This window comes from Streptomyces zaomyceticus, from assembly GCF_014656215.1.
Classification (GTDB): domain Bacteria; phylum Actinomycetota; class Actinomycetes; order Streptomycetales; family Streptomycetaceae; genus Streptomyces; species Streptomyces zaomyceticus.
Genome location: NZ_BNBZ01000022.1, coordinates 15265 through 33032, shown reverse-complemented (window position 1 = coordinate 33032; position 17768 = coordinate 15265). Strand labels below are relative to the sequence as shown.

Below are 17768 nucleotides of genomic sequence, written 5' to 3'. Positions count from 1 at the left end.
CCGGTCGGCGGCCGTGCGGCCACCCATTTCCGCGCCCCGGACGAGGCCCGTACAGAACCGTGACAATCGTCGACGCCGCTCCCTCACGCCACCGCTGCCGCCTTCGCCCCGTCACACGTCGTCCCTACAGACCGAGCTGACGCTCCGCGCCCTCGACCGTCTGGGCGAGGAGCACGGCGATGGTCATGGGGCCGACACCACCGGGGACCGGGGTGATGAGGGAGGCGCGCTCGGCGGCCGACGCGAAGTCGACGTCGCCGATGTTGCCCGGGTTGTAGCCGGCGTCGACGACGACGGCGCCGGGCTTGATGTCCGCGCCCTTGATGAAGTTCGGCTTGCCGACGGCTGCGACGAGGACGTCCGCCTCGCGGACCACGGAGGAGAGGTCCTCGGTTCGGGAGTGGCAGTAGGTGACGGTGGCATCGCGGCCGAGGAGGAGGAGTCCGGCCGGCTTGCCGAGGATCGCGCTGCGGCCGACGACGACGGCGCGCTTGCCCCGGAGTTCGACGTCGTACGCGTCGAGGAGACGCATGATGCCGCCGGGCGTGCAGGAGACGAAACCGGGCAGGCCGAAGCCCATCGCGGCGAAGGAGGCCATGGTGACCCCGTCGACGTCCTTCTCCGGGGCGATGGCCTCGAACGCGGCGCGCTCGTCGATGTGCGGGCCGACCGGGTGCTGGAGCAGGATGCCGTGGACCTCGGGGTCCTGCGAGAGCGCCGTGATCGCGGCGACGAGCTCCTCGGTCGTCGTGGAGGCGGGGAGCTCGACGTGCCTGGAGCGGATTCCGGCCTTGGCACAGCGGTTCTGCTTCATCTTCACGTACGTCACGGAGGCCGGGTCCGAGCCGACGAGGACGGTCGCGAGACAGGGGGTGACGCCGGTGCGGCGGGTGATCTCGGCGGCGCGGGCGGCGGTCTCCTCGACCGTACGGCGGGCGAGGGCCGTGCCGTCCATGAGGGTGGCGGTGCTGGTGGACATGGGAACTCCTGGGCGTCGTCTCTGACCGGTGATTCGCCCAGGCGCACGGCATCGGTACGGGCGCGCCGGTGGAACGCGCTCCCGCCGGGCCGCTCCCCGGTGGTGATCCACCTCAAGCGCCAGTCACGGCCCGAGCCCCACTCTACGTGAGGGGTCGGGGACGGCTCCCGGACAGGGTGCATATGCCCGGGTGCCGGGGACCTTGTCTGCGGCGCGCCGCCGCACCACGATGTGCCCGACGAGCCGGACGACCTCGACGGGGAGGCCGAGTTGAGCGATGCGTGGGTGGCCGGGCGAACGGGGGCGAGGGCCTCGTCCACGACGGGCAAGGTCCTTGCCGAGGATTCCCCGGTCTCGGGCGAGGCTCCCCCGTCGTCCGGCGGGGCTCCCCCGGAGTCCGGGGTGGCACCCCAGGAGTCCGAGGTGGCACCCCAGGAGTCCGGGGTGGCACCCCTCGGCCCGGGCGAGGCGTCCCCCGCCCACGGAAGGGCAGCGCCCGGCCCTGCGGCTCAGGCTCCCGGCTCCGGACACGTCAGACCGCTGGTCGCCGCGTCGTGGCAGCGCTCCGCACGCGCGCGCGTGAGTCCGGACGGGGCGGCGCGGGTGGAGCTGGACGAGGACGAGCTGACCGCGTACCGGGACGGTCATCCGCTGGCGGCGGCGATGCCGGTGATCAGGGAGCTGATGGGGGCGTACGCGACGGACGGGGAGCATCTTCTCGCGGTATGCGACGCCGCCGGGCGGATGCTGTGGGTCGAGGGTCATCCGGCCACCCTGCGCAAGGCGCGCGGCATGAACTTCGTGGCCGGGGCACGCTGGTCAGAGGCGGCGGCCGGGACGAACGCGCCCGGGACAGCCCTCGCCGTCGACCGCCCGGTGCAGGTGGTCGCCGCCGAGCACTTCCGGCATCCGGTCCGGGCGTGGACCTGCGCCGCCGCCCCCGTGCACGATCCGCGCAGTGGGCGGGTGCTCGGCGCGGTCGACATCACGGGCGGAAGCCGGCTCGCGCACCCGCACAGTCTCGGCTTCGTCCAGGCGGTGGCGCGGGCCGCCGAGTCCCAGCTGGCGCTTCTCGCACCCGCACCGGCGCCGGGCGGGCTCGGCCTGTCGGCGCTCGGTCGCGACGAGGCACTGCTCTCGACCGGTGGACGCCGGGTGCGGCTGAGCCGCCGGCACAGCGAGATCCTGGTGCTGCTTGCGCACCGCCCGGACGGCGTGGGCGGCGAGGAACTCTTCACACTGCTGTACGAGGACGAGTCGGTCACCCCGGTGACACTGCGGGCGGAGCTGTCCCGCCTCCGGGGGCTGCTGGGTCCCGATCTGCTGCGGTCGCGGCCGTACCGGCTGACGGGCCTGGTCGACACCGACTTCACGGCGGTCGACCGGCGGCTCGCCTCGGGGGCCGTCGCGGCGGCGGCCGGGGCCTACGCGGGCCCGCTGCTCCCGGCCTCCGCCGCACCCGGGGTCGTACGGCTCCGGGAGCGGCTGGCGGACCGGCTGCGGGCGGCTCTGGTGGACCGGGCCGATCCCGGCCTGCTGGCCGACTGGGCGTACAGCACGTGGGGCGAGGACGACGTGCTGGTCTGGCGCGCACTGTGCGCGGCGGTCCCGGCGTCGCAGCTCCCGCCCGTACGCGCACGGCTCGACTCCCTGGAGGCGGAACTCTCCGCCGGTGCAACGGCCTTGCAACGTCCGGGTCCGCACACTCGCCGGTGAGCGTCGGCCGGGGACGGCCGGCACGTCCCAGGGAGGCCATGCCCATGACCCGATACGCCGCACCCGGTACCGAGGGCTCGCTCATGTCGTACGAGGCCCGCTACGACCACTGGATCGGAGGCGCGTACGTCGCTCCGGCACGCGGACGGTACTTCGAGAACCCGAGCCCGGTCGACGGCCGCCCCTTCACCGAGGTCGCGCGCGGCACCGAGGAGGACGTGGAACGCGCCCTGGACGCGGCGCACGCGGCCGCCCCGGCGTGGGGGCGGACGGCGCCAGCGGAGCGCGCGGCGATCCTGCTGCGGATCGCGGACCGGATGGAGAGCAACCTGGAGGCGCTGGCGGTCGCGGAGACCTGGGACAACGGCAAGCCGGTCCGGGAGACGCTGGCCGCCGACATCCCGCTGGCGATCGACCACTTCCGCTACTTCGCGGGGGCGTTGCGGGCCCAGGAGGGCACGCTGAGCGAGATCGACGACGACACCGTCGCGTACCACTTCCACGAGCCGCTGGGAGTCGTCGCGCAGATCATCCCGTGGAACTTCCCGATCCTGATGGCGGTCTGGAAGCTGGCCCCGGCGCTGGCGGCGGGCAACGCGGTGATCCTCAAGCCGGCCGAACAGACCCCGGCCTCGGTGCACTTCTGGCTCGGCCTGGTCGCGGACCTGCTGCCGCCCGGCGTCCTGAACGTCGTCAACGGCTTCGGCGAGGAAGCCGGCAAGCCGCTCGCCTCCTCGCCGCGCGTCGCCAAGATCGCCTTCACCGGCGAGACGGCGACGGGGCGGCTGATCATGGGGTACGCCACCGAGAACCTGAAGCCGGTGACGCTGGAACTCGGGGGGAAGTCGCCGAACATCTTCTTCGACGACGTGTGGGCGGCGGACGACGACTTCCGCGACAAGGCCCTCGAGGGCTTCACGATGTTCGCCCTCAACCAGGGCGAGGTCTGCACCTGCCCCTCGCGCGCCCTCGTCCAGCGGGGCCACTACGGCGAGTTCCTGGAGGCGGCGGTCGACCGCACCGAGCGGATCGTCCCGGGCCACCCCCTGGACACGACCACGATGATCGGCGCACAAGCCTCCGCGGAACAGCTCCGGAAGATCGTGTCGTACGTGGAGATCGGCCAGAAGGAGGGCGGGAAGATCCTGACGGGCGGCCAGGTCGTCGAGCACGGCGGCGAACTGGCGGGCGGTTACTACATCCAGCCCACGATCTTCGAGGGCGACAACCGTATGCGGATCTTCCAGGAGGAGATCTTCGGCCCGGTGGTGGCGGTGACCTCGTTCACCGACTTCGACGACGCGATCCGCACGGCCAACGACACCCTGTACGGCCTCGGCGCGGGCGTCTGGACCCGCGACACGAACACCGCCTACCGCGCGGGCCGCGCCATCCAGGCGGGCCGGGTATGGACGAACTGCTACCACGCGTACCCGGCCCACGCCGCCTTCGGCGGCTACAAGCAGTCGGGCATCGGCCGCGAGAACCACCGCATGATGCTGGACCACTACCAGCAGACGAAGAATCTTCTCGTGTCGTACTCGCCGAAGAAGCTCGGCTTCTTCTAGGGGCACAAGAAAGGGCGCCTGACCTGGGCTTTTACCCAGGCAGGCGCCCACCGGTCGCGTCGGCCAGCGCGAGATAGGTTATGCGGTGTAACTCCCAGTTTCTCCCACTGCCATCCCACTCCTGACCAGCTCTTCCGGTCTATTTCCGGTCCAAGTCCGGTCCGGCTGAGGGGGTGACACCCCGGCTGACACGGTCCCATTCCTCCATGGACTGCTCGATGAGACGGTTCGCCTGCTCTCGAACGCCGTCCAGGAACTTGGCGTAGAAGCGGAAGAGGACCTCGATGCTCTGACCGGCTCTGCGAGCGCATTCGGCCGGATCCACACCGGAGTACAGCCAGAAGGAGATGCCGGCATGGCGGAGGTCATACGGCCGCTTGGCCAGGCCTGAGTCAAGCTCCATGCGCGTCAAAGCATGCTTCCTGGCCCGCGCCCACGTCAGGCCGTAGGCCGATGCCTCCACATAGTTCCCTTCCCGGTTCCGGAACAGGCGGCCGTCCGGCTCCACGCCGAACCTCTCTATGTGGGCGGTAAGCATGCGGACGAACTGCGGCGGGATCGGGACAGGACGCGTCGCGGTGGCTGCGCGTCGCTTGAGGGAGTGAACCTCGTACACACTGCCGTCATCCGTCCACTCCTTGCCGGCGGTGACGACACCCCCGGACAGATTCAGCATCCCCCATCCCGACTTGGGCAGGTGGCACTGCTCAATCCGGAGATGGATGACCTCCGCCGGCCGCATGGCCGCGAAGTACATGCAGCCGAAGAACGCCACCAGGTGCGGTCCACGTCCGGGCAGGCCAGCGACGGCGTCGAGCAAGCGAGTGATCTGCGCGGGGTTGGGTACGGAAGCCGGGTCTACCTCCTCGTTGACCTGCGGAGGGCTCCACTTGATCCCATGAAGAGGGTTCTGGGCGAAGTACCCCTTCTCGACGGCGGTGTTGAGTACCTCGCTGAAGGCAGACCTCTTGCGCCGGGCTGTCTTCGCGCTCGCCACCTTGCCATCGAGCTTCCGCCCCAAGGCGTCGAGAGCCCTGCGCAGCACGTCAGCATCAGCGAGAGCCCCGACGGGCAACGAGTTCCGCCTCATCCAGTCCAGGGCACTCCGCCACTCCTCGTCAGGCTCGCGCGCCCACGCGTTCTTGTTGAACGCCCACGAGTACAGGGCGCGCCGCAGTACCCGCGGTTCGGCAAAGGTCTTACCGGGCTGCACGAGGGCTGGTGTGACGGTCGCGAACGCATCGGCCAGGGTGCGGCGGGTATTTCCTGGTGTGCGCTCCCAGCGCTGGTCGATGTATTCGTGAACGAGGTCGTACCAGGTGGTGCGCTGCTTGATGGCCCGAAGTTCGGAGGCCGGCAGGCCGGTTGCCTCATCGAAAGGCTCGCCCTCGCGTGCTGCAGTAAGCAGCTTCGCGTGCCTGCTCTCAGCGAGCGCGTAGGCGGCGAACGACTCGGACCACTCGCGCCCACTGACGGTCCACCTGACCTGGAATCGGCTCCGCCGACCGGGACGCTCTCGTATCTCCCAGAATCGGACCTTGTAGCTCAGCGCCAATTGTCAGGATCCCTCTCACATGCCTCCCACCAGGCATCCAAATCTGCACGGCGACACCTGAGTTCACCGTTCGGCAGCTTGATCATTCGAGGCGCTTGCCCCCGCGACCGCAGTCGGTAAAAGGCTGACGGACTCATACGGATCTCCGCCAATACTTCCGCGAGCTTCAAAGCGGGCGGGCGCGCCATATCTTCCCCATTCAATCGACGCCCAGCCTGATCGAAGTCGCACGGATGCACCGCACACAGCCCCCACGTTCGGGCGACCGCCAGTCTTCAACCCGCTCGGCGAGTGACCATTTCAGTCGCTTCGCTCCACCGCGAGGTGGAGCGAAGCGACCGGCAGCAATGATCCAGACGATCCCCGGTTTCGGAAACCGGGGATCGTCTGCTATATATCCGCCAGCGAATGCCACCCCACCCAGGCCGACAGGCAACTGGTCGGGGCTCAGGTGAGCTGCAAGCTGTAAAACATAGGGCCTACGACGGATGAATCCGACCTGGACCAAGCCTTCGGTGAAGAGTCACCGTCGGCGAGCGGAAGGGGATGCCCTCACCGGCGAAGAGGGAGGGGCGGAGCGGCTGCGGAACTGAGGGATTGGAGCGGGGCTGAACAGAGGTCCTCCTCGAATGGAATCCGGCCTTTCCGGGGCGCGAACCCCCAGGCCTGCCTTGATCAGGGGTGTTGTAGGTTGGCATGCATTTTCGATTTATTCCAGTCCTGGCCGGAGGCTCCCTGTCTGCTGTAAGCAAACTCGAGGCCGAACCGTCTTCTTTCTTCTGCGCTCGGCCGGGTGCTCAAGTAGTTTGCAGCGCAGTCGCACAGGGCTTGATCGGAGGAGCGCGCCTTCCGAGTAGCAGCGGGATGCAGCACCGCCAAGGGCCTGTACCTAGGTGGAACTGGCACAGCCCCGATGCACGTCTGTCACATCGCGTACCTGGTCGACGACCACAGAAATCCCGTGGCCCATGAGCGGAGACATGGCGCTGACCTCTCGCGCGCCTTCCCAAACACCCGCCAGCGGCGAGCGAAACGGCACAACGATCACATCTTGCTCAGCAAACGGCTTGACTTCCAGATAGCGCATCCCGCCGGTGCCGCAGAGGTAGCCGCTCGCGCCGACAGCGGCGGCTAGGGACTGTCTCTTTGAAGCGTCCGTGAGATCGTCGTGCTCGTGATCGAGTCGTGGGTGATCAGTGACGACAGCCTTGTGCCTGTGTCGTCCGAGATGGTGTTGGAGGTTCTTCGGTCGAGGATCGACAGCGGTCAGCTTGAGACATGGCTGACCAGTTCGTCCGGACGGTCGCTGTCCTTCGTGACGAATACCGAGCGTGCGATGGTGATGCTGCTCGAAGACGAGGGCGATCCCGGCGAGCATGCCGTGGACCCCGGAGCTGATGGGTCGAGTGACGGGTTCGTCCTCTCCAACGGACAGGACGACGAGTATCCAGATGAGGACACCCTCCCCATCCGTGAGGCGTTCCGGCTCGTGGAGCACATCGTGGGCACGGGGTCCTGGCCGATGGACGCGCGCTGGGTGGTCGATCGCTGAGCGGGCTATCGCCGTGCCCAGATGAGGATGGCGGCGAGGTGGAGTGCGGCCTGGTAGGCGATGGCGAGCTTGTCCGTTCGCATAGCCAGGCCGCGCCACTGCTTGAGCCGGTTGATGCATCGCTCGACCGCGTTGCGCTGTTTGTACGCCTCCGCGTCAAAGGCCGGCGGTCGGCCACCTGCACGGCCTCGCCGCAGGCGGTGGCCGACCTGGTCGGACGGCTGAGGGATGACAGCGCGGATCCCGCGTCGCTGGAGGTGACTCCGGATTGCCCGAGATGAGTACGCGCGGTCCGCCAGGACGGCATCGGGTCGGGTCCTCGGTCTTCCGGGTCCGCTTCGCGGAACGCGGATGGCGGCCATGACGGTCTCGAAGGCCGGGGCGTCGCCCGCCTGGCCTGCGGTGACGCGGAGGGCCAGGGGTCGTGCACGGCTGTCGCTGGCGAGGTGGACCTTCGTGCTCAGGCCGCCGCGGGAGCGTCCGAGTGCGTTGTCGTCGGGTTCGGCCCGGCCTGGAGCCCCTTTTTCCTGGCTCCGGCGGCGTGCTGGTGGGCTCGGCAGACGGTGGAGTCCACCGACACGGTCCAGCCGATGTCGTCAGCGCCCTCGGCCGCTGTCAGGACCGCGGCAAGGATGCGTTCCCAGGTGCCGTCCACGGCCCACCTGATCAGGCGTTTGTGGGCGGTCTGGAACGAGCCGAGCTCGTCCGGCAGGTCCCGCCAGGGCGAGCAGGTGCGGTATTTCCACGCGATGGCTTCCAGGGTTCGGCGGTGATCGGCCCACCGCCGGCCGCGGACCGGATCGGCCGGCATCAGCGGCTCGATCCGGTCCCACATCGCATCAGTGATCACTAACCGGACGGACACATCCGATCAACTGACCAACCGATCAAAGAGACACGCTCAAGGCCACTGGCGACGACTCGACGAAGTCCCACACAGTGAAGCCGCTCCGAGAGCCGGTCCAGCTCCCGGGCCGCCGCCGCGTCCCCCTCGCGACTCCGGTATCGCCCGCTCACCGCTGGCCCCCTTCCGACTGACGCACTGAGCCGGCGAACTCGTCGTCCTCGACCGCCCCGCCCAGCCGCCATCCAGCCGGAGTCCCCGACGGGCGGCGGCACCGTATTTCGCACCGACGTTACCCCCGCGGGGCAGGGCATCTGGGACGTCCCCAACGCCCACACCCGCGAGTTCGTCGGCTTCATGGCCGACCGCGCCGCCGTCGAACGCTGGCGCCAGACCATGGTGCTGTACTTCGGCGAGGTCTCCGGGCCGCCCACCCCCGGCTGGCTCGGGCTGTCCCCCACCTGCCACGCCTGAACTACTCTCTGCCCCGATTCAGCCGCTGCGTGAATACGACGAGCCGGCTTCACGGCCCCTGCTGTGGACGTCAGTGGCCAGCCCCTTGTATCAGCGGTTACCCATCCAGACGATCCGTCCGGCGAAGCTGCCTCGCTCGCCTGCCTTCGCAACGCGGATCGCTTCCAGCTGTTCCGGGCTGAGGCCGAGATCAGCGGCAAGCGCGAGCAGCACCTCCGCCACGTCGGCCAGCTCGCCGGGCGCCGACCCTTCATCCGCGTCCAGGAGCTCCGCGACCTCCTCACGCAGCTTCTCCCGCAGCCGGGCCCGGTACTCCTCGGCCCCTGCGACATAGGTAACCGGATCGGCTCCCTCATTCCGGATGATCTGCGGGATCCGGTCCCGCACCGACTTGCCGTCTCCAGCGCTCGTCTCGGTGCCTGCCATCAGACCTTCCTCAGCTCAATGAGTGACCGCCGGGTGTCCGTCTGCCCTGAGGAGATGCGAACACGTGCGGCTGACCGTGTTGTTCCACTTCGCCCCGGCTGGCCGGACCGGGCTGAATGGATCACGTCATCCTGCCCACAGGATGCCGACCGCCGGGCGCGTTCTACCTTCGGCCATCACCCGTGCGGGGGACAGGGTGGCGGCCCGGCCCGTACCTCGGTCACGATGCCCGGATGCAGGATGACGAACCGCTGGAGGAGTGGGCTCGCTGGCGCGATGCACGCCAGGCCGCCTCGAAGGGCAGGCGGCGCGCGGTGCCGCTCGGTGACGGCCCTCATCGTGGGGCCCACGTGGACCCCGAGGCCCCGAGAGCGATCGAGGAGTGGACCGGTAGCGAGTGGATGGTTGTCGGCGTCGTCGAGGACTTGGCTGCCGCGAAGGCCCTGTTGTATCCGCCGCCGCCCATGCAGGAGAAGCCTGCCGAGTGGGACCGGCCTGCCATGGACGAGGGACGCGGCCGGCACCGGAAGCCGTCCTCCGCTGAGGATCGGGACCAGTAGGTCCGAGGTGTGTCCCGGCCTCGCGTCCCTCGCTCATCTCGAAGCCGCCTTCGATTCCTCCCCCGACCTCGCTCGGCCGCAGCACCTGACCCTCTGATGCGGATAGCTCCGCGTTACGGTCGAAGCGACCCGCAGGGCGTCGTTCCGGCGTCCGAGCCATCGCACCGAGGAGACCGACCGTTGGACACCGCCCCCCTTCCCACCGATGGGGACCTGTTCTGGCAGGAGCGCCGGACCTGCTTTCTGACCACCCTCCGCCCCGACGGCTCCCCGCACACCACCCCGGTCGGCGTCACCTACGACCCCGAGACGCGGATCGCCCGCGTCATCACCGACGGCAGCAACAAGAAGGTCCGCAACGTCCGCGCCGCCCTGGCCGCCGGGGGCGAAGCCCGCGTCAACGTGAGCCAGGCCGAAGGCCGACGCTGGTCCACCCTCGAAGGCACCGCCGTCATCAAGGACGACCCCGCCGCCGTCGCCGACGCCGAGCGCCGGTACACCGAGCGGTACAAGATCCCGCGCGTGAATCCCAACCGGGTCGTCATCGAGATCACCGTCACCCGCGCCCTGGGACCCACCAAGCCTTCCGACTGGTGACCCCGCCCGGCCTCGGCGCGGGCGCAATATAGGCGAAGATCCCCGGTTTCCGAAACCGGGGATCCTGCGGAGGATGGACGACACCACCGCCACTCCCCGCCCCTCCGTCGAAAGGCACCTCCACCACCGAGATCCCCGCCCCGCCAAGCGCTACGCCGCGGCGTACGACAGCCGGAACAGCTCCAGTGCCCGCTCCACGTCCTTCTCGGAGCGCAGCTGGACCTCCAGGTCGCCCGTGCCGTGATGGCCCAGCCCGGTCACGTCCCGAGTGAAGCCCGGCACGAGTTCCACCGTGGCCGGCGCGACCTTGAGGTACACCAGCAGCTTGTCCTGCCGTCCGGTGACGCAGGCGAAGTTCCGCAGTCGCTGGTAGGCGTCGTACTGCTTGCGCTCGACCTTCGTCACGCCCTCGCCCAGCCCGAGCAGCGTCTCGTCGACCACGGCCTCGAGCTCTGCCATGGCGTCGGTCCGCCGGCGCGGTGACGTGCCCCGTCCGCCGCGCAGGCTCTGCCGCCGCGTCCCGCTGCCCTGGGCAGCGACCGACGCGACCGTCTCCAGCGCGATGTGGTGCTCGCCGAGCATGGTGTAGCGCACGAGGTCGATGGACCGGCGGTGCTCGCGCACCGCGTGCAGGTCGTAGCGCGTGAAGCCGCCGGCCACGCAGATCAGCCTGGGCGTGCTCCACAGGACGCCGGCGGCTGCCGCCAGTCCGAGCCGCTCGCGGACCAGGGCCTCGAACTCCTCCCGGTGGTCCATCAGCCAGGCCACGTAGAACAGGCCCTGCGACAGGACACCCGGGTCGGTCGCCCGCTTGTACTCGACGATCACCGGCGAGCCGTTCTCGTCCAGCCCGAGCGAGTCGATGCGCCCGCCGTGGACGGGGCCGGTGTTGTACTCGGTGGCCAGAAAGCGGACCCCGAGCATGGGCTCCATCGCGCTCTCGACGAGCGCCTGCACATCGGCCTCAGTCTCAGCCAGCCACGGCGTGACCTCGGTCACGCCGTTTGCCGTGTCGAACAGTTTCAGGTCCAGCCACCTCCGCGCTCGTGATTGCCGAGCGGTAACGCTCTCGAACGGAGGGATATTTCCAGACAGCCTTCCAGCCGCCTCTGCATCCGAGGCCGCCCAAGTCGACGACTACTGCGTCCAGATCGGCCGCTGCCGCCGGGCTCTCGTGATGGATGGGCTATTGGATTTTCATGAAGCCATCCCAGACTGCGGTCTCCGTCCCTCGTTCTCCCGTTACCTCGACGTGCGGGTCGCTGTGATCCGGTCGCGTAGCTCCCCGATGTCGAGTCCCAGGCGGTCGGCGACGTCTGAGATGCGGATGTGTGGAATTCGGGAGGCGAGACGGATGGCGTCTGTGTCCCAGGCGCACTCCAACGGGGCTCCGCTGCGGAGGAAGTCCGTGGCACAGGTCGCGGCATCGTTGACGAGGGCGTGCAGGTGCTCGCTGGTGGGTGCGGGCGGGGGTGGCGGAAGCCAGGCTGCGGGGCTGGGCGGCTCGTTGGAGAGCGAGGGCAAGTAGTTGGGGATGGAAGGCAGGTCAGTGCATTCCCGAAACCAGGTCCAGGCGTGGTGTGCCGAGAGCCGGGTCTTCGTTCTGGTGCCGGCGCTCGTGTCCGCGGCGGGGATGTCCTGGGCAGGGAGAGAGGGCTGACGCAGGCCGCGCAGGACGGCGAGGTCCCCTGGGTGGGTGCGTAGCCGGTCGAGGAATGCATGGGCGAGCGCGGCTGCGTGACGGCAAGCGGAGGTGGCCGGGCAGGTACAGGCGAAGCTGAGTTGAGCGGGATCGGGGAGAAGGTTCACTCCGCCAATGTGGGCTGGCTCGGCCATACAGTCGGGCAGTGCGGCGTCGTCGGCTTCGTGGTGCCCGCACTGGGGCGTTGCTGTTCCGAGGTTGGCCGCCTGGTCGGAGGTGAGGACCGGCAGCGTGATGGCGGCATGGAGCTCCGCGCCTGTGTTGCGTGCGGTCACCAGGCCGGAGATACGTCCGGGTGAGATCAGGAAGCGCTCGATGCCTCGCTCGTCCAGGTCCGCTCGGCCGGCAAGGAAGGTTTCCTGGTCGGCGATGGCGACGCTCGCGGCAGTGCCGAAGTGGTCGGCCCAGAGGTTGGTGTGGTTCATCGTCGAGCTCCCAGCGCGATCAGCTCGCAGATTTCGCCGTCGGTCAGCTCGCTGAGGGCGGAGCTGTCGCTGGTGAGGATGGCGTCAGCCAGGGCGCGTTTGTGGCGGAGGAGTTCGTCGACACGGTCTTCCAGGGTGTTCTCGGTGGTGAGCTGGTGGACGGTGACGGTGCGGGTCTGGCCGAGGCGGTGCGCTCGATCGATGGCCTGGCTTTCCTTGGCTGGGTTCCAGGGGCGGTCGAAGAGGATCACGTGGCTGGCCTGGGTGAGCGTGAGGCCGGTGCCGCCGGCCTTGACGGTGATGACCATGGTTTGGCCGGGGCGGTTTTGGAAGGTGTCGATAATGCGCTGGCGGTCGCGGCCGGCGGAGATGTCGCCGCTGAAGTAGAGCGTGTTGATGCCGTGGCGTTGCAGGTGATGGACGAGGCGGTGCGCCATCGCCCGGTATCGGGTGAAGATGAGGCAGGACTCGTCCGGGTTGCGGAGGATGGGCAGGAGGTCGTCGAGGGCCGCGAGCTTGCCGGATCGGGCGGCAGCCTGTTCGGGGTCGTAGGCATCGCCGAGCGGTTCGTCCAGGAAGTGCTCGGGCGCGTTGCAGATCTTCTGCAGCTGGTCGAAGAGCTTGAGCAGGAGACCCTTGCGCGCGATGCCTTCAGCGGCACGGATCTCACGGAGCGTTTCGTCGGCGACGTGCTGGTATAGGGCCGCCTGCTCGGGCGTCAGTGTGACGATTCGCGGGCTGTGGACCTTGGGCGGGAGTTCGGGCAGGACTCCGGGGTCACTCTTGCGCCGGCGGAGCATGAAGGCTTTAAGGAGGCCACTGAGGCGGTCGGTCAGCTCGGTGTCGGTGATGTTGGCTTCGATCGGCTTGCCGAACTGCTCCCGGAAAGTTCGCAGCGCTCCGAACAGGCCGGGGTTGAGCCAGTCCATCAGAGACCAGGCGTCGTTGAGGTTGTTCTCGACGGGGGTCCCGGACAGGGCGATGCGGATCTGGGACTGGAGGCGTCGCATGGCCATGGCCGTACCGGTCCGGTGGTTCTTGATCAGCTGCGCTTCGTCGGCGATGACGAGGTCGAAGGGGTGCGCGACGAGGACGTCGATGTCGCGGCGGATGGTCTCGTACGTGGTGATCACCACGGTGCGGTGCGTCGTGCCGTCCAGGGTGCGGTCCGGGCCGTGGTAGCGGACGGTGGGCACCGTGGGGGCGAACCGCTGTACCTCACGTTCCCAGTTGATCACCATGGAAGCGGGACACACGATCAGGGAGGGCCCAGTAGGCCGACGCGCACCGTCGCGGCGGTGCAGGTGGAGCGCGAGGGCGGTCAGGGACTTTCCGAGTCCCATGTCGTCGGCGAGGAGGGCTCCGAAGCCAGCGTCGGTGGTGTTCGCCAGCCAGGCGAGGCCGAGCTTCTGGTAGTCGCGCATAGTGGCCGACAGCCCGTGGGGTGAGTTCACTGGTGCGCTTCGTGAGCCGGCGCGCAGGAAGTCCACGAGTTCGGCGAGGTCGCCCGCTGGCTCGCAGTCGAAGGTGGTGCCGTCGATGTTGATCTGGCCGGTCAGGGTGGCCCTCAGCGCCTGGTCAGCGGCGACGGGCGGCATCACGCGGTGTCCTGCCCGCTGGGCTGTCTCCTCGTCGACAAGCACCCACTGGTTACGGACCTTCGCCAGCGGCACGGAGGTCTTCGCGAGGTCGTCCATCTCGCTGTCGGACAGGTCGCCGCCGGCCACCGACAGCTGCCAGCGTCCGTCGAGTACATCGTCCAGGGCGAACCGGGGGCGCGCTGCGGAGGCTGGGGCTGCCGGGCGGCGCTCCAGCACCGCACGGGTACGTAGCCGGTCTGTCCATTTGTGGTGCCACTCCACACGCAGCCCTGCCCGTTCCAGCTGTTGGGCGGCTTGTCCTCTCAGAAGAACGGCCTCAGCCGCTCGCAGAGTGAAGGTGTCAGGGGCGGGCCTTTCCAGGAGCCGTTCGGCGGGTGCCCACTCGGCGGCGATGTGACGCAGCCGGCGGCGCAGGAGGGCAACGAGCTGAGGGTCGGAGGCGATGTCCGCAGCAGGGCGCCAGTTCCGTTCATGGACCGTCGAAGCATCCGGCATGCGAAGACGGAGGTCTGCCCAGAGGAGCTCGGTGTCGTCCGGGCTGTCCTTCTGGGGGGCGCGGACCGACAGAACCAGCTCCAGCGCCTCGGCGCCCTCTCCGTCCCGCAGAGCGTCGCCCCACTGGACGAGGGCTGGCGTGTGCTGGGGCTGGGGAACCGACCCTGTAAACGGCCCGTGGCCGAGCACGGTCGACGTACCCGGGCCGCGGAGCATCGCCTCGGCGACCGTGTCGATTCCGGCGAGGACCGCGGTTCTCGGGGACCACAGTCGGTGCGGTTTCGTGTCGGTGACCATGCCGCAGTGCGCCGGCGGCACCATGGCATCGGCGAGTCGCCCCACCCACTCTTCCTCTTCGGCAGTCAACGGACCGGCTCGCCACACGTCCGTCCCGTCGTCGGCCAGCTCGGGGTAGACGCGGCCGTCGGCCGCGACGGCCAGCCCGAGACGGATCACCTGTCGCCACACGCTGACTGAATGCGCCTCCTTGCCGCGTTCCTCCTCCAAGGCGATCACGTTGGCCAGCAAACGCAGCGGGACGTGCCAGCACTCCACGAGCTGGACCCGGATCGCGGCTCCCGTGTTCGGCAGGACCAGCGCGGCTGTGATGGGGCGGATCGGCCGATGGGGCATCTCCTGCATGGGCAAGCCATCAGCGCTGTACAGCAGGAATCGTGCACTTCCGCCCTGGATGTCGATGGTGAGTTCCGCTCCCTGCCGCAACAGGGCCGCCAGGGAAGCCGCTGCCGCGGTGATGTCGTCGGCTCCGGCGACCGGTCCAGCGGGCCCATGCCTCACGCGGTCGTCGTGGATATCCGGCTCCGGCTCAGCAGCTTGCGGCGGGATGCTGGGGGGCGCGGCCAGCAGCTCCAACATAGCTTTCGCCGCGTTTCGCTGGGCCGGCCGCTTCGCCGCTCCGGCCGCCTCCGCCCGCAGGTCCTGTCCGGCGACCCGGCACCTGACAGTCGCGAGATATCCGGCCCCGGGCTCGAGCCGGGGATCACCGATGACCAACTTGGAGATCCGGCCCTTCTGTTTGAGCTGGTTCAACACCTGGAGGGCAGTCATCTCATTGAACGCAGGTACGCTGCCCTGTCCCGGCCAAACCGGGAGTGCGGGCGCCTTCGTCCGCTTCCACTCACTGAGCAGGTGCTTCGCCGCTTCAAGACGGGCGCCGGACCTTCCCACGCTACGGCCGGTGCCCGAGAGCACCTGCCCGTTGCTGACGCAGGCGGCCACACACACGAACAAGGGCTCCAGCCCCGTGATGCTCGGCTGCTCTTTGAAGGCCAACTCGCTGATGACACCACCCTCCTGCATCACAAGGAGCCGATCCTGCGCGCCGAGAGCGGCCGTCTTGGCAGCCGGAGCAGGCGCTTGCTGCTGCCTCGGCAGGGGAATCTCGACGGGCAGACCCGCGAGATCGGACAGAACGCGCAGTGCGACCACGCCACGGGCGTCGCGCTTGTTGCTGCGCCACGGACCGGTCACGGTCGCCGTCTCGCCATCGGTGACGTACGTGACGTGAGACCGGAACAGCACCGCGTCTCCGGGCTTCTGCTCCTCTTTGAACACTGGGACAGGTTGATTGCGCACAGAGTGATACAGCGTCAGCACAGCGACCGCGGCCCCAGGTGTCTCGGCAGCAGCGCACAGCACCGCCTTACGGGCCGGATCCCAGGCAGAGGACGCGGCGTCGAAGAGCACGGCATGAAGATCTCGCGGGATCAGCGCACCCGCAGCGATCCGTGTGGCTACCTCCGCAACCACGGCCGGGGCCACGACCGGCTGCGCGAGAGCGACGAGCAGCCGAGATGCAAAGTTCGGGTCAGCGGCTGCCATCGCCGAGCCGGCCGAGTAGCGGGCCGCCGACTGCCAGCCCTTCTCGGCGAAGTCGCGCTGCTCCACCGGCTCGCAGCCGGACATGTGACCAAGCAGGCTCACGGCAGCTGCCTGCAGCGCTGCCTTCTTCGTCCCGCGGGTTGCTGCAGCGCCGTGGAGTTGCCGACCCTGGTCACGCCAGCCGGCCTGCACGACGAACAGTTCAGGACCACCGGTATTCAGGTCTCGCACCACGAGGGCAGTCGGGACGCCAGTGTCCTGGGCGTGCGAGTGCAACAACGACGTCGCGAGCTCTGGCCTCGCCCCTACCACCGTCCAGGCCGCCGCCCTCGCCTGCTCGGCGAGGCGCGGCCCCTTGAACTGGAGGAGGAGCAACCGTAGCTCCTTCACACCCAGCTGGCCGTTTCCAGCACGGACGGCCGCCTCGGCAGCCAGCTCCGGCGTGAGGTGCCGGGCCTCGTGCGCCTTCTCCAGCAGCTTGGAGAACACCGAAGAATCAAGAGCACTGAGGTCCACCCGGGCACCGAGCGAGGGACGCGGCACCTGAGCTGACTGATCGGAGGAGAGAGTCGCCATGACGAACCTTCACAAGAGCACACGGCCTCACCAAAGCAGCAAGGCGATCACAGGCAGTAGCCGATAGTTGCACTTCGTGCACGACAGGCGAGGTAGGTCGGAGCAAGGTCGCCATGAACTACCCGGACGAGTTCACATAGCACCAACGCCTTGACGGAGATCGACGGCAGACGTCCACGATCGGCTCAACACCATCCCGCTTGGCTGGCGTTACGACGATGCAGGAACTGCCGCAGCCTCCCCCGCTGACGCCGCAGCAATCCGCTTGTGCTTCGGAACTCCACAGGTCCGCCTACCGCACACCGTGCCGTCCAGCTGGACCACGAGGCACCGCTCCACGTGCCCGGCGCACCGATCCTTTCCATGTACGCGAGGCTCCCGGCACAACCTTCCCCGGTCGGGGTAGATGCATCGGCCCAAGGCATCTGCATTCGCAGGGCTGTGTTCCGGGCAGGTCCTCCCTCGCTCGCCACAATTTCCGCGCAGAACGATCGAGGGGAGCGGTTCTTGGACGGGTCGTCGTACAACGGCTCCAAGCACATGGGCCCGCTGAACCTGCGGAGGTCTTCTGCGAGTTCGCTCTCTTCGTGGTGTTGGGCCAGGTCCGCCAGCGCGCGCAGGAGGCCCGGCGTAGCCTCGACGGACCAGTCCGCGTAGTCCGTGCCGTTGATATATCCGGGCGTGGGCCTCAGCTCTGTGGCGGCGTCGAGGATGGCCTCGATCGCGCTCTTCGTATTGCGTGCGCGGGTGGGGACCGACGCCTTCGAGGCTCGGGGCAACAGGGCTCCTCAGGTCGTAGATACGAGGGCATCCTGCTCGTCTCCGAGTGGCCTGCGTGGCGACACGCTGGTTCCCT

13 protein-coding genes and 1 riboswitch are annotated in these 17768 nt (G+C 68.8%); of the genes, 5 read left to right on the top strand and 8 right to left on the bottom strand.

Annotated elements, in window-relative coordinates; genetic code table 11:
- Window positions 1-124: 124 nt before the first annotated feature.
- A complete protein-coding gene (locus IE311_RS25415) occupies window positions 125-979 on the bottom strand; it encodes a bifunctional 5,10-methylenetetrahydrofolate dehydrogenase/5,10-methenyltetrahydrofolate cyclohydrolase (protein ID WP_189834126.1) in 855 nt (284 codons plus the stop codon).
- A 28-nt stretch (window positions 980-1007) separates the two neighbouring features.
- Window positions 1008-1116, bottom strand: a riboswitch (ZMP/ZTP riboswitch).
- 286 nt (window positions 1117-1402) lie between these two features.
- Between IE311_RS25415 and IE311_RS25410 the strand changes: the two genes are divergently transcribed.
- Both IE311_RS25410 and exaC read left to right on the top strand, forming a co-directional pair.
- A complete protein-coding gene (locus tag IE311_RS25410; RefSeq protein WP_229902151.1) occupies window positions 1403-2695 on the top strand; it encodes a GAF domain-containing protein in 1293 nt (430 codons plus the stop codon).
- Between the two features lie 44 nt (window positions 2696-2739).
- Entirely contained in the window at window positions 2740-4263 is a 1524-nt protein-coding gene (exaC, locus tag IE311_RS25405) for an acetaldehyde dehydrogenase ExaC (RefSeq protein WP_189834125.1), read from the top strand.
- A gap of 139 nt (window positions 4264-4402) precedes the next feature.
- Here exaC and IE311_RS25400 read toward each other — a convergent pair whose 3' ends face one another.
- Together IE311_RS25400 and IE311_RS36830 are read right to left on the bottom strand one after the other, a co-directional pair.
- Window positions 4403-5818, bottom strand: a complete 1416-nt coding sequence (locus IE311_RS25400; RefSeq protein ID WP_189834124.1) for a tyrosine-type recombinase/integrase — start codon at window positions 5816-5818, stop codon at window positions 4403-4405.
- The gene (locus IE311_RS36830; protein WP_229902150.1) at window positions 5809-6006 is read right to left on the bottom strand and encodes a helix-turn-helix transcriptional regulator; all 198 of its coding nucleotides are present in this window, start codon (window positions 6004-6006) and stop codon (window positions 5809-5811) included. Before IE311_RS36830 ends, IE311_RS25400 begins: the two co-directional genes overlap by 10 nt.
- 986 nt (window positions 6007-6992) lie before the next feature.
- On the opposite strand from IE311_RS36830, the gene IE311_RS25395 reads away from it, so the two are divergent.
- Window positions 6993-7370: a hypothetical protein gene (locus IE311_RS25395; protein ID WP_189834123.1), complete on the top strand. Its 378-nt coding sequence runs from the start codon at window positions 6993-6995 to the stop codon at window positions 7368-7370.
- 5 nt (window positions 7371-7375) lie between these two features.
- On the opposite strand, the gene IE311_RS25390 is transcribed toward IE311_RS25395, so the two are convergent.
- A protein-coding gene (locus IE311_RS25390) for an IS5 family transposase (RefSeq protein WP_229902149.1) occupies window positions 7376-8235 on the bottom strand; the annotation gives its coding sequence in 2 pieces (ribosomal slippage) (window positions 7376-7893 and window positions 7893-8235; 861 coding nt in all).
- Between the two features lie 543 nt (window positions 8236-8778).
- A complete protein-coding gene (locus IE311_RS25380) occupies window positions 8779-9114 on the bottom strand; it encodes a nucleoside triphosphate pyrophosphohydrolase (RefSeq protein WP_189834122.1) in 336 nt (111 codons plus the stop codon).
- A gap of 233 nt (window positions 9115-9347) precedes the next feature.
- On the opposite strand from IE311_RS25380, the gene IE311_RS25375 reads away from it, so the two are divergent.
- Both IE311_RS25375 and IE311_RS25370 read left to right on the top strand, forming a co-directional pair.
- Complete coding sequence (locus tag IE311_RS25375; protein ID WP_189834121.1) at window positions 9348-9674, top strand: DUF6087 family protein; 327 nt, start codon at window positions 9348-9350, stop codon at window positions 9672-9674.
- A gap of 180 nt (window positions 9675-9854) precedes the next feature.
- Entirely contained in the window at window positions 9855-10271 is a 417-nt protein-coding gene (locus IE311_RS25370) for a TIGR03618 family F420-dependent PPOX class oxidoreductase (protein WP_229902148.1), read from the top strand.
- A gap of 150 nt (window positions 10272-10421) precedes the next feature.
- Here IE311_RS25370 and IE311_RS25365 read toward each other — a convergent pair whose 3' ends face one another.
- The 3 genes from IE311_RS25365 to IE311_RS25355 all read right to left on the bottom strand — a co-directional run bounded on the left by IE311_RS25365 (window position 10422) and on the right by IE311_RS25355 (window position 16912).
- Window positions 10422-11270, bottom strand: coding sequence for a DUF5655 domain-containing protein (locus tag IE311_RS25365; protein WP_229902147.1), 849 nt, complete (start codon window positions 11268-11270; stop codon window positions 10422-10424).
- 243 nt (window positions 11271-11513) lie between these two features.
- On the bottom strand, window positions 11514-12398 hold the full coding sequence (locus IE311_RS25360) for a hypothetical protein (RefSeq protein WP_189834119.1): 885 nt from the start codon (window positions 12396-12398) through the stop codon (window positions 11514-11516).
- Window positions 12395-16912 (bottom strand): DEAD/DEAH box helicase, encoded by a 4518-nt coding sequence (locus IE311_RS25355; RefSeq protein WP_229902146.1) that lies wholly within the window; start codon window positions 16910-16912, stop codon window positions 12395-12397. Before IE311_RS25355 ends, IE311_RS25360 begins: the two co-directional genes overlap by 4 nt.
- Window positions 16913-17768: the final 856 nt, after the last annotated feature.